General features: G+C 41.4%; 12 protein-coding genes. 5 read left to right on the forward strand and 7 right to left on the reverse strand.

Annotated elements, in window-relative coordinates; translation table 11 throughout:
* The first annotated feature begins 9 nt into the window (after nucleotides 1–9).
* The 3 genes from D0907_RS11270 (at nucleotide 10) to D0907_RS11280 (ending at nucleotide 3051) form a co-directional block, all read left to right on the forward strand.
* Entirely contained in the window at nucleotides 10–1848 is a 1839-nt protein-coding gene (locus D0907_RS11270; protein WP_118844476.1) for a S8 family serine peptidase, read from the forward strand.
* A 97-nt stretch (nucleotides 1849–1945) separates the two neighbouring features.
* Nucleotides 1946–2578 (forward strand): LysE family translocator, encoded by a 633-nt coding sequence (locus D0907_RS11275; RefSeq protein WP_036966939.1) that lies wholly within the window; start codon nucleotides 1946–1948, stop codon nucleotides 2576–2578.
* A gap of 8 nt (nucleotides 2579–2586) precedes the next feature.
* Nucleotides 2587–3051, forward strand: a complete 465-nt coding sequence (locus tag D0907_RS11280) for a methylglyoxal synthase (protein WP_036966937.1) — start codon at nucleotides 2587–2589, stop codon at nucleotides 3049–3051.
* Nucleotides 3052–3070: 19 nt separating this feature from the next.
* On the opposite strand, the gene yegD is transcribed toward D0907_RS11280, so the two are convergent.
* From yegD to D0907_RS11315, 6 genes are all read right to left on the reverse strand, one after another.
* Nucleotides 3071–4438, reverse strand: coding sequence for a molecular chaperone (gene yegD, locus D0907_RS11285; RefSeq protein WP_065978847.1), 1368 nt, complete (start codon nucleotides 4436–4438; stop codon nucleotides 3071–3073).
* A 72-nt stretch (nucleotides 4439–4510) separates the two neighbouring features.
* Nucleotides 4511–5356, reverse strand: a complete 846-nt coding sequence (locus tag D0907_RS11290) for a DNA ligase (protein WP_036966933.1) — start codon at nucleotides 5354–5356, stop codon at nucleotides 4511–4513.
* 63 nt (nucleotides 5357–5419) lie between these two features.
* Nucleotides 5420–6076 carry an HAD family hydrolase gene (locus D0907_RS11295; protein ID WP_036966931.1) on the reverse strand — a complete coding sequence of 219 codons (657 nt, stop codon included), beginning with the start codon at nucleotides 6074–6076 and terminating at the stop codon, nucleotides 5420–5422.
* 65 nt (nucleotides 6077–6141) lie between these two features.
* Nucleotides 6142–6441: a hypothetical protein gene (locus D0907_RS11300; protein WP_036966929.1), complete on the reverse strand. Its 300-nt coding sequence runs from the start codon at nucleotides 6439–6441 to the stop codon at nucleotides 6142–6144.
* Nucleotides 6442–6550: 109 nt separating this feature from the next.
* Nucleotides 6551–8842: a TonB-dependent receptor gene (locus D0907_RS11305; protein ID WP_036966926.1), complete on the reverse strand. Its 2292-nt coding sequence runs from the start codon at nucleotides 8840–8842 to the stop codon at nucleotides 6551–6553.
* A gap of 368 nt (nucleotides 8843–9210) precedes the next feature.
* A complete protein-coding gene (locus D0907_RS11315) occupies nucleotides 9211–10902 on the reverse strand; it encodes a mechanosensitive ion channel family protein (protein ID WP_244223125.1) in 1692 nt (563 codons plus the stop codon).
* A 156-nt stretch (nucleotides 10903–11058) separates the two neighbouring features.
* Between D0907_RS11315 and D0907_RS11320 the strand changes: the two genes are divergently transcribed.
* Entirely contained in the window at nucleotides 11059–11607 is a 549-nt protein-coding gene (locus tag D0907_RS11320; protein ID WP_036966921.1) for an HdeD family acid-resistance protein, read from the forward strand.
* 30 nt (nucleotides 11608–11637) lie between these two features.
* Here the strand turns inward: D0907_RS11320 and D0907_RS11325 are convergent, their stop codons facing one another.
* On the reverse strand, nucleotides 11638–12507 hold the full coding sequence (locus D0907_RS11325) for a mechanosensitive ion channel family protein (RefSeq protein WP_036966919.1): 870 nt from the start codon (nucleotides 12505–12507) through the stop codon (nucleotides 11638–11640).
* A 183-nt stretch (nucleotides 12508–12690) separates the two neighbouring features.
* On the opposite strand from D0907_RS11325, the gene D0907_RS11330 reads away from it, so the two are divergent.
* Nucleotides 12691–12900 (forward strand): hypothetical protein, encoded by a 210-nt coding sequence (locus tag D0907_RS11330; protein WP_036966917.1) that lies wholly within the window; start codon nucleotides 12691–12693, stop codon nucleotides 12898–12900.
* Nucleotides 12901–13076: the final 176 nt, after the last annotated feature.

The raw sequence follows: 13076 nt of genomic DNA on the forward strand, positions 1-13076 counted from the left end.
ATACGAAATATGAAAAAGAATAAATTAGCTTTAGCGTTAATCATCAGTGGTCTGTGTGCAGCAGGAACTGCACACGCAGCAAACGACCGTTATATCATCCAAGTAGACAACAATAAAAAAGGCGTGGTGAAAGCCCTTGCTAAAAAACTGGGTGGTGATATCAAAGTTGATGGTAATGGCTTTATTGCAGCACAATTTACTGGTCACGATTTAGCAAGCGTTAAAGGCTTACTTAATAACCCACATATTAAACTCATTGAAGAAGATCATAAACGTGTACCCATGGCGGTATACAATGATGATGCTGGCAATGCAATGCAGCAACAGTTAACTCCCTATGCAGTTTATCAGTCACAAGCTGATCAAGTAACATTTGATGCCAATGCTGGTATGAAAGTGTGTGTCATTGACTCAGGCCTTGATGCATCAAACCCTGATTTTGTGTGGGGTAATATCACAGGTGATAACGATAGTGGCACAGGCAACTGGTTTGACAACGGCGGTCCTCACGGTACTCACGTAGCAGGCACTATTGGTGCTGCTGACAACAACCTAGGTGTTGTTGGTATGGCTCCGGGTGTTGCTATGCACATCATCAAAGTATTTAACGCTGAGGGATGGGGTTACTCGTCTGATCTAGCTCATGCAGCTGATTTATGTTCTCAAGCAGGCGCTAATATTATCAGCATGAGCCTTGGCGGTGGTGGCTCAAACAGCACAGAATCAAATGCATTCGCTAACTTCACAAACGCTGGCGGCCTTGTTGTAGCAGCAGCGGGTAATGATGGAAACAGTGTTCGTTCATACCCTGCAGGTTACCCATCAGTAATGATGGTAGGTGCTAACGATGCAAACAATCAAATTGCTGATTTCTCACAATTCCCAAGCTGTACGTCGGGCCGTGGTAAAAATGTAACGACTGACGAAACAATCTGTGTAGAAGTCACTGCGGGTGGTGTTGATACCTTATCTACATACCCTGCTGGCATGGCAACGGCTGCAAGCTTAACCGCGGATAATACCGGCTATGCTACATCTGCAATGGAAAACTCAGGAAATGCTGCGGGTACAGCTTATTATATGGGTACAGCAGAAAGCGTTGATACAGCGGCATCAGGCAAAGTATGTATGATTGACCGTGGTGTCATTTCGTTCTACGACAAAGTGGCAAACTGTGAAAACTCTGGCGGTATTGGTGCAGTTATCATCAATAACGAAGCGGGTATGTTATACGGTACGTTAGGCGATACAAACAACACAAATATTCCAGCCGTAGGCGCAGCACTTGAAGACCGTGCAGCTTTACTTGCAAGCACGAACATTAGCATTAACATTGGTACTAGCGATTACGGCTACATGAGCGGCACTTCAATGGCAACCCCTGCAGTTTCAGGTGTGGCAGCGCTGGTTTGGTCAAATCATCCACAATGTACTGGTACTGAAATCCGTGCTGCACTTAAAGCAACAGCCGAAGACCAAGGCGCTGCGGGTCACGACGTTTACTTCGGCCACGGTATTGTTAAAGCGGCTGCGGCTGATGCCTACCTAACAGCTAATGGCTGTGCGGGTGGTAATAACGGTGGCGGTACGACACCGGGTGGTGACGAAATTAGCTTATCAACATCAGGTTATAAATCAAAAGGTGTTGCGTATGTTGATCTTAGCTGGAATGGCGCAGCAACCAGTAATGTAGATATTTACCGTAATGGCAGCAAAGTAACGTCTGTAGCAAATAACAACAGTTACACAGACACAATTACAGCGAAAGGCGGCGGTTCTTACACTTATCAAGTATGTGAAGCACAAAGCACAACTGTTTGCTCAAACAATAGCACAGTCGCGTTCTAATACTTTCCCCAACCTCGATGAGCGGGCAACATTGCCCGCTTTTTCTTTTCTTGAAAACTTGTTAACATCAAGCACCTAGCTTTATTCACCTGTGCCAATGATCAATCCTGAGTTTTTACTGTCGTTTTTAGGCGCCAGTTTTTTAATCGCTATTGCCCCCGGTCCTTCTAACGCTTTTTTAATGGCACAAACCTTTGCTAATGGAAGAGCGGCAGGCTTGCAAAGCGCATTTGGTTTTGCGTTAGGCGGGGTTGTGCATACCTTTTTTGCTGTAATAGGTTTAACCGCTATTTTAAAAGCCTCTACAGTTGCTTATACCACGGTTCAATATTTAGGTGCTGCCTACCTGTGTTATTTAGGATTAACGACGTTAAAAGCAACGGTTAGTCAGCCTAATCCACAATGCGAAGATAAGCCCCATGTAAGCACCAGTAAAAAGCAGAATGTCATGTTTCAAGCCATGATGACCGAAGTGCTTAACCCAAAAGTTGCGTTGTTTTTTATTGCTTTTATACCGCAGTTTGTCGACCCAAGCTTATCGTCAACCACATTTCAGTTAGCATTTTTTGGATTACTCTATCCTCTTTTTGCTTTTCCTATCGACTGCACGTATATTTATTTCGGCGATAAGATAGCCAGTTACTTTCGTGATCACCCGCAAACCCAACTTTGGATTGATAGAATCACAGGACTGGTCTTTATTGCACTGGCAATTAACCTTCTAATATAAGAGCACTTATGGAACAAAAACAACAAGCCTTACCCGCCAAAAAAAATATTGCCCTTGTTGCCCATGATGGTAAAAAAGCAGCACTGAAAGCATGGTGTGAAAAACACAAAGCGATATTAAGTAAACACACCTTATATGGCACAGGTACAACAGGCCATTTAATAGAGCGTACAACAGGTCTTGAGGTTATTAAGCTGTTAAGTGGCCCAATGGGTGGAGATCAGCAACTAGGGGCTAAAATCGCTGAACACGAAGTGCATATGCTGGTATTTTTCTGGGATCCACTGGCTTCTCAACCTCACGACCCCGATGTAAAGGCGTTACTGCGTTTAGCTGCAGTGTGGAACATACCTGTAGCGTGTAATGAAGTCAGTGCAGATATGCTATTAAGCTCACCAATGATGGAAAGTGAGCTTAATCGTACGCTACCTGATTACGAGAAGTACTTAGCTACGCGCCAAGTAGCATTGTAATTTTTATCAATGAGCACATTTAGCGATAAAGCGTATGTGCCCATTTAGTTAATCCGGCTGTTACGCTGCCAAAATGGTCACCATTGAGCATATCAATATTTCCCAGATGTGTTTTTAACGCTGCTTTAATTAATGGCGACTGGGCACTGCCTCCCGTTAAATAAATTACGTCGGGTGAAGTGCCGGCCTCTTGTATCGCCTGTTTAGCCAGTGCCACAATTTGGTTTATTGAATCTTCTACCGCTAAAGCTAAATCATTGAGCGTTAAACATTGACTCAACTCTGAATCTAAAAAGCTTAAATCAGTATTGAATGTGTCTGTTGATGAAAGTGCTATTTTTGCAGCCTCACCTTGCTGGACCAACTGGTGACCTTGCTTATTTTGCTGTAAATGAATTAAGCGCTTAAATAAATCAGGTTGCTGCACTTCGCGCAATTGCGTAACAAGTTCTCGATGATGAGCGTCACTATAAAATTGGCTTTGCAGGTTCACATCATTAATTTTGCACGCTTGCCAAAATGGCTGATTTGGTAAAGGTAAGCCCGACTTAAACTCAGTGCCTAAGCCTAATAATGGCATTAAGCCATGAAAGCTCAGGGCGATGTCTAAGTCATTGCCCCCTACTCGTTTACCACTGTGTGCTAAAAAGTCATTGTCGCGACATTGATTTTGACGAAAGCCTGGGCCCATCTGCACAAATGAGCAATCACTGGTGCCCCCACCAATATCAACTACCAGTACTTTTTTATCAGCCTGTAGCGACGTTTCATAATCAATCCCCGCCGCCAGTGGCTCATATAAAAATGATACCTCTTTAAAACCTGCACGTTTTGCTGCTCGTTCTAAAATTCCCAGTGCCTGTTGGTTTGACTCTTCCCCGCCCACTGACTGAAAGTTTACAGGCCGACCAATCACTGTTTCAGTTAAGTTTTGCTGTAAAGACTGCTCTGCACGTTGCTTAATTTTTAAGATCATCGCTGTGGCTATGTCTTCAAAAAAGTTAATTTGACCTTGCTTTAAGCCGACTGCGCCAAAAAATGACTTGGGTGATTTAACGAAATAACCTTCTTCTGGAAATTGAACATACTCGCTAATCGCTTCACGACCAATAAATAAGGTTTCATCGCCTGTTTGAATATCTAAATCAGACTTCACACGGGGTATGGTATTGAGTAGCGCTTGGCGCTGTGCCCTAAATTCAGCTTCTTGATCGCTCCCTGTCAAATGTTTCGCAACAAAATCAACAACAAGTGCACTATGGTGGGTATATAACGTTGATGGTAAATAGTGTTTGCCCTGCTCAAGCGGCACCAATGATACTTGCTGCTCATTATTCATCACACCTATTGCACAATTAGAGCTTCCGTAATCAAAGCCTGCAAACATTCTATCACCTATACATCAACAAAAAGGCCGCGAAATTTACCATAGTCGCGGCCATTTTTGAATGCTTAAACGTTACAGCGGTACTCGCTCATGTAAAAAGCTCGCGAAACGTGGCAAACCATTTTTAGTAAATCCATGATATTTATAAGTAATGGTGCTACCTATCGCAGGAGGAAATTGCCGTTGCTTATCAGAAAACCCCGAACCTATTTTAAATTCAACACCCTCGGCATTGCGCACCTTAAGTGCACCTAACATATTTTTATACTTACCTTTGCCAGGAAAGTGAGCAATCACGACCGCTTCTGCATCAAGATAAGGCTTAAGCTTTAACAAAGCATCACTGCGACCCGCTTTATGTGTAGCTAAAGCAAGGTGCAACATTACGCCTTCAGCGCCCTTCGCAACAAGCTCATCCATAAATAAGCTTAGCTGATGGTTATCGGTAAACCGTCTTTGTTTGACTGCTCTGATATGCTCTGCGTTAATTTGCGTTACTAAGCCTGCGTAATTCTGATACCGCTGACTAAATGGCAACGTAGCATCAGGCATATCAAATACCTGATAACTTACTGTGTGCCACTCGCTATCGTTCGGTTGATGTGTGCGAACAATCCCGCTAAGGTTGGCAAAATCTTGGCGTTTCGTCCACAACTCACCATCGAGCCAAACATCAGGCAATGGGGCTGTAAACCAAACGGGTGCATGGATGAGGTGACCATTACGAGTGACAAGTTTATTTCCTGTCCAAATGGCTCTTATACCGTCATACTTTTCGCTCACTAAGTAATCATTAATATTTACCTTGTCTGCATCATAAACATTAGCAAGGAGAACATCTGGGGTGACTGCTGCGGTGGATGAAAAACTGATAACGAGTAAAAACACGGACAGGTGTTTTTTAATAAAGGTAATCATAATTGCTTCCTTGCAGTAATTAATAACAACGTGACCATAATCGAGTAGTCACGTTTTCCTTTACTATAGTTTAGTTTGTACCCATTTGAAAACTTCTTGAAGATTTGCCATGACCGCTGCTGCTTTTGAAAAATCGTGTTCAACGGTAAAGTGATTAGGCACTGCAAACACACTAACATTAGCGTTATTTGCTGCTGTAACACCGGTAAATGTATCTTCAACAGCGATAGCCTCATCGGCATTAATATTCAGACTTTTAAGGGCGAGTTGATAGGGTTCACCTGCAGGTTTAGGGTTTTTAACATCGTCTTTCGTGACAATACAATCAAACCAATCAAATATGCCATATCCCTTTAAAATCGGATACGCTTCATCTTTAGCACTTCCTGTTACTAAGGCCATTTTTAAACCACTTTTTTTAACTTGCTCAAGCACGTCTTTTGCGTGTGGCATTAAAGCCGGTAAGTTTGCACTCACAAAATGACCAAATGCAGTGTATTTCGCGTCTGTAAGCGCTTGAGGCGAAATAGTTAATTGATAGTTTTCAACCACTTCTTTCGCTGCCTCAAGGGTTGGCCTGCCCGAAAACCGCTGGCAAAAAGTGGCTTCATCATAGTGAACGCCAAACGGCGCTAAAATGTCATTCCAGATATTAAAATGCACACTTTCAGAGTCGACAAGTGTGCCATCCATATCAAACAATACTGCTTTTAAAGTCATCCTCATTCCTTTTACAGTCTAAAAGATAAAAGGTGCCATTTGGCACCTTCGATAAATATAATATGTTACTCAGTTAAACCCGCAGGTGGCTCTGCAAAAGCCTCTTCACCCGTTTCAACATCAACCAACTCATAGCCACGCTGCTTTCTTACCACTTTCAATATAGGTTTTGAAAAAGCGGTTTTTAAACGGTCTGCATCGGCTTCTAGTTCTTCAACAGTATGACCAAACGGTGCGGCACCGGTTTCAGACCAATTGGTCACTTTGCCATTGAGATTATATTCAACTTCGTGAATTTGATATTGTGCAGCCTCATCTTTAGTCGCTTCACAAAAAATGACACGGTAATTCCAAAATCCAGCCATGATAGTTCTCTTATAAATTAAGTTATAACCCGTACTTTATCAGTAACAAGAAGGTTTATAAACGAAAAAACCCGCTATAAAGCGGGTTTTAAAAACGTAACGTTTAAGCTTAGAAGAACTTAACCTTAAACTCTACACCAACAAAGCGGCCTTCATTAACCATTGCTGTGTTGTTGTTGAAGTCGATTGCACCAATTGCTTGTTGCTCGTCAAATAAGTTACGTGCAAATACAGCAGCTTCATACTCATAGTCACCTTCTGACCATGCATAACCACTACGTAAACCCACTTCTGTTAATGACTTGCCTTCAAACTCAACTGACTCATATAAGAAGTAGTTGATTTCGCTACGGTAAGACACGTCAGCATAGGTGAAGAATTCACCGCCAGCGAGTTCTTTACTGTAACGTAGTGTAAGGTTTGAAATCCACTCAGGTGCATGTGGTAAGCTGTTTCCATCAATAAACGCTTTGCCATCAACAACCGGGTCGGTAATTGTTAAACTTGGACGCTGTGGAACCGCAATAGATACGTTTTTGTCTTTAAGTTCAGTGTTATTATAACTTAAGTTAAATGTTGCGTTTAACTCATCAGTTAACATCCACTCTGTGTCTAACTCAAAACCATAACCAGTTGTTTTATCAGCATTAAGTAAACGAGTTGTGTTCGCTGTACCACCAACAGCAGTCAACTGTTGGTCGTCCATATTAAAATAGAACACGGTCGCATTAACACGGCCACGGCCATCTAATACATCTGATTTAACACCCATTTCATAAGATGTCACGGTTTCTGAATCCGCTTTGGTTACTTCGTCTGCAAAAGTAATACGGCCCTGAATACTAGGTGCACGGAATGTATTAGCAACACGCGCATATAGATTTACATCATCATTTAACTTGTAAGAAGCTGAAATATCCCAACTGATATGATCATCACTCGCATCTTCTGTACGCGTTATATCAGTTTGGCACTGCATTAAGTCGTTGTTACATTCGTTTAAATCAGCTGGTACAATTTTACGGACCGCAACAAAGTCTTTATCATCATCTGAGTAGCGAAGGCCCGCTGTTAGCTTTAAATCGTCGGTTAAAGTGTAATCGACCGTACCAAATACAGCCCAAGCTTTAGTATCTTGCTGCTGATTAACATAGCCATTCAATGCACCACCAGCCAAAGTATTATAACCAAAGTTATCAATGCTTACTGACTCGTCGAAGTAGAATAAGCCCGTTTGATAGTTAAAATCACCGACAAAATTACTCGAGATACGAAGTTCTTGTGTGTATTGGTCATGCTTTGGTAAACCACTTTCACTTTCTGAAGGGAAAGGAATAATACCAGGACCTTGGTAATCGCCTAAGAATGCTGCGCCATAGCCACCATCAATATCACCACGAGAGTTAACTTTTGCACTTTCCCAGCCTGTGATTGAAGTAATTGTATGGGCTTCAAGATCATACTCAAGTTTTAAGCTTACACCTTCAGCATCTACTCTTTGGAATTCACGTGCAGCGGCATCATGATAGACCACATCGTCTTTAAAGCCATCGACTAAGTCGTTTGAACCCGCTTTGATGGCATTCGCACGGAATGGAATTGGAGTACCTTCCATGTTACGAACGTGGTAATTAAGTAATGCTGAAAAATCGTCTTTTTCATACAAGAACTGTATACGAGCAGCTCTATCGGTATAGCCACCTAGTATGTCATCTTGTTCAAAACCTGGGGCGCGATTATCAATATAATCATCTTTGTCTTGCCATAAAACAGAAACACGAGCTGATAAATTATCTGTCAGGCCACCACCAACAGCACCTCTAAAGTCAATCGCATTATTAGTACCGTAAGAAACTGAGCTAAACCCGTCAAACTCTTGACTTGGTTTTACTGTGTCAAACTTGACAAGACCGGCTGGCGTGTTGCGACCGAACAACGTACCTTGTGGACCACGAAGTACTTCTACACGTGCCACGTCAAATACAGGAAAGCCTTTTAAGATTGCGTTTTCTTGAACGACATCATCAACAACAAGCGATACCGGTTGTGAAGCATTTAAATCGAAGTCAGTGTTACCTAGACCACGAACATAAAAGCGAGGGAATGTACGACCATACGAAGATTCAATTGATAAGCTTGGAATTTTCGCATTCATAAAACGAATATCCATACCAGCTGAACTATAAGCATCAAGCTTATCACCCTGTAGAGCCGAAACAGCAACAGGTACTTCCTGTGCGTTCTCTACACGCTTACGCGCGGTGATTTGAATGACTTCTAATTGGTTGGTTTTTTCAGCAGTGGCTTCTTCTGCAATAGAAGAAAATGAAGTACCTGCTACTGCAGAGAACAACGTTGCATTAATTAGGGTTGCTAACGTAGATCTTTTCATTGCTTTCATGTCGGGTTTTAACCTTTTTAATGCACTCTTATTCAACGGTGATGATGTTGCGTCAATTCATTTGACGGGTTCGGCCAATTTTTCGCGCCTTGTAATAAGCTGCGCGGACCTCTTAATCGAGAGTGCAAAACGAGGTAAAGAGGCTGAACGAACGCTGACGATTATAACACTTCATAACGCTTTTACTGCATTAAAAATGATAAATAAACAAGTTTTTTACAACAGTTAGCGACAACATCGACACATTTAGAGGATTTTATGCAAATATTTTTTATTTTAGCGGACATATGTCCTGTTCAATTAAATACAAGAATGTGTATACATTATGCGCAAATGATAACGACTGTCATTTAAGCGTTCATTGTCCACTAATCGGTTACTCGCGCAAATTCTGGGTTAGCAAGCTCACAATGATGCTCGTTCAACAACCCCAAAATAGCCAAGTTCAACTCCTCAATTACTTCCATATAAAATGCAAAATCAACAGTCTCTACGTAGCTTAGTACATCAACTTGCAAAGCCCAAGGTGTAAAGCCTTTAAAGCGTACCCGACATGGCTCAAACGCTATGTGTTGATGTTTCTCTAATAACTCTCTCACTGCCTGCATGAAGCTTTCTAAGTTCTGCTTGGGTGTGTTTGCACTAAGCATCAGCTTTGGCCGATACGAAATACGCTCTCGCTCAGAAATATTTTCCAGTTGCATATCAACAAATTTAGCATTGGCCACATAGATAACAGAGCGGTCTAATGTACGAATACGCGTGGCTCTAAGCCCTATCTCTTCAATTGTTCCAAGATGGCTGCCAAATTTACATAAGCTACCAATTTTGACCGGTGCAGAGATATATAAGGTGATTGCGCCTATAATATTTTCGACCGTTTTTTGTGCCGCAAGCGCAATTGCTAAGCCACCTATCCCTAAACCAGCCAATAACGTCGTCGCATTAAATCCCAAATTCTCAAACCACATAAACAGCACAATAATGACGATGCTGGTTTTAAGTACATTGCTTACAGGACGTAATAAGAACACTCCCTGTGGTTTATCTTGCATAATGAAGCGATTACTTAGCCTATGCTTGGCGATATCAACCGCTCTTAAGCATACCCATGCCCAAGCTATTAATAACACCGTTGCGCCATGAAATAGAGCCAGTACGGCAATGGTCACATTAGATTGATCACTTAACGATCGCGACATTAATACGGCCAGTAATAAACAAACAGGCCCGTTAATAAACCGTACGACATCTTTTTCGACTGGGACTTTTAAATGCGCAAGCACAAAGGTCACTATGCGCGTTAAAATGACTGCAACCACTAAAAATAACAAAAATGTGAATGCAAAATAAATCCACTGCCAGAGCATTACCCCTAAAAACTCGACATCAGGCAAGCGCTTATATAACCATTCACCCACTCGATTATATCCATACTCTTTCGTCAGTAAGGGGATTTGACTTACCGTTGCATTTGAAATTTTCCAAATACGGTTGCCTGTTTTTTCATCTGGCACGATTTGCAATAAAATTTGCACCTTGCCCTGTGATGTCGAGATCTCTCCTACTAAGTCACGATAACTCGGCACACTTTCTTTTTGCTTTCCTTTTGGCTTATTACTTAAGCTATCAACATCAACCCATAAGGTTCGGTCGAGTACCACAGATAAGTTTTCGGCAAGTTGTGCCTTACCAATAGCTTCAACATCTTTCGGCAGGTTACGATAATCGAGATAAAAACTGGCACGTTCAAAGTCACGAGCACGGGTTGCTTTTAAATAACCTTGCATTGAACTTCGCGGGGTCATCCGAGAAAAGGCATCGAACGGTAATTCATCAGTCGGTTCAACTAACTTAGAATCAGGTTGTGAGGTAACGGCTTGTTGGGTTTGGTTCTCGGGTTTTGTTTCGGTGTGCTCTTCTTTATTGTCTTTATCGATAAGCGACTTAACGGTCACTTCGGGAGTTGTCGTTGCAGTCACAGGCTGCGAAAACAGTACCATGCAACACAGTAATAACCCAACTAGCTCTAGCGTAAACTTCTTAGCTATACTCTTCACACTTCTTTCCTTGTCCGAAAAACTTTAAACCATAGAAAAATTTATCTTTTTAAATTAGAGCATGCTTTCATTAACTGTACAAAAAATAATTAAATTTCTTTGCAAGCTGTATCTGAAATGTTAGTTATAGAGAGACTTAAGCAAAGGAAAATTATCATGCACATTTCAAATTCGCTGGTTCCACATTGGTCCTCCTTATTCATTCACGGTGTTATCGCTATTATTTTTGGTTTATGCGGCTGGCTTGCGCCTGAAGCATCCCTCGCCGTATTGATGTTTATTTTTGCTGCATACTTTTTTGTTGATGGCTCGATTAGAGCCTGGTTAGCGTTTGCTTCTAAAAAAGATAACCCGCTATGGTGGATGCTCCTCATAGGCGGTCTAATTTCTATTGCAGCAGCTTTAGTGACCTTATTTGCCCCTAATGTCACTGCGATTCTAATGCTTTATTTTATTGCAGCTTGGGCTATCGCTATTGGTGTCATTGAAATTGTCATTGCAAGTAAGCTACGTAAAGAAATAAGCAATGAATGGCTTTTGATTGGCAGTGGGGTTATCTCAATTGTTTTTGGTGGCTACCTTATGTTTAATCCGGGTGCCGGTATCATTACATTACTATGGCTCGTTGCAAGCTATGCAATTGTGTTTGGACTCATCATGGTGCTTCTGTCGTTTAAACTTAAAAAACTGCATGAGGCAACGTAAAAAAAGCGGCAAATGCCGCTTTTCTTATTGTTATTTTGAATGTGTTCTTTTCAAGGCTATCTGCCCATCAATATGAATATCGCGCTGTGGGAAAGCTATCGTTACATTATGCTCAGCAAAAATTTTATAAATGCTAAAGCGTAATTCACTGCGTACCTGACGAAGCGGTGCTTCAGACTCAGCACACACCCAAAATATTGCACTAAACGTGAGTGAACTGTCAGCAAAATCATCGAACAATACTGACGAGGCTGGTTTTTTTAAAATAGCAGGATGCTCATCTAGCACTTGCTTAATCAGCCTTTCAACTAACACCACATCAGAGCCATATGCAACACCCACGTTTACCGATGAACGCGCATTACGGTCAATCAACGTCCAGTTAGTGACTGTGTTTTCGAGCAATTGACTATTTGGTACCAACATATGCACGCCATCATTGCGACGAATACGAGTTGAACGTGTATTAATTGTCTCAACCACGCCTTTTGCATCACCCACTTCTAAGAAGTCACCGATTCTAATCGGGCGTTCCCACATGAGTATCCAGCCACTAATAAAGTTGTTAATGATATTTTGTGCACCAAAACCGACGCCAATGGCTATCGCACCAGAGACAAATGCAAATGCCGTTAACGGAATATTCAGTACCTCAAGTGAAGTAAACACAAGCACTGCGATGGTAACAACAAGGTAAATACGCGTGAATAAATGAACTGTGTCTGGCCCTAGGTTTTTTGCCAACAGTGCTTTTTTAATTAATCGACCTATCCATGTGACCACAAACCACATTAAAAACAGCACCAAAGGTACTTGAATAACTTTTAGCACAGTGATTTGTACATCGTTATATGTAAACAAAACAAACGATAATGCAGATTGCAAATCAGCAAGGGTCATAAATGAACATTCCTAGTAAAAAGTCGTGTTTGATTCAGTTGTCACTAAGTTTAACACGGCATAATAGATGAAATCTTAGTAAATTCTAAGATCTTTATGCGCAAAAAGCGCTATTTATTAACTCTTTTAGACCATAAGTGCTATATACATAGTGAAAGCTTTTAATAGCATGAGGAGAGCACAATGTCACAAATGACACTTACACAAAAACTTGCAACATTACAGCCACTCGTTGACTTAAACCTTTTTGAATCAAGTCTAGAGTATCGTAACCGCATTTTGAACTTACTTGCCGAACAAGAACACTCATTAGCATTAATTAACAAAGAGTTCGGCAACGCCATGCCAGAAAATTTTGGTTCAGAGAAAAAGTTTGTCTTGGGTTACAACTAACTTATGGCACGCTTTAAAGCATCCATCAATATGGGACAGCGTATACCACTTTTTATCTAGCGAGCCATCACACTAATTGATGGCTTTTTTAGCGCCACCCACACCAAATCGACTAATTATTTCTAAAATACGAAAAATAAAAGATAAATATTATTGTTTGGCATCAAAAATTTGAT

The sequence above is a fragment of the Pseudoalteromonas lipolytica genome, assembly GCF_003515105.1.
Lineage (GTDB): Bacteria > Pseudomonadota > Gammaproteobacteria > Enterobacterales > Alteromonadaceae > Pseudoalteromonas > Pseudoalteromonas lipolytica.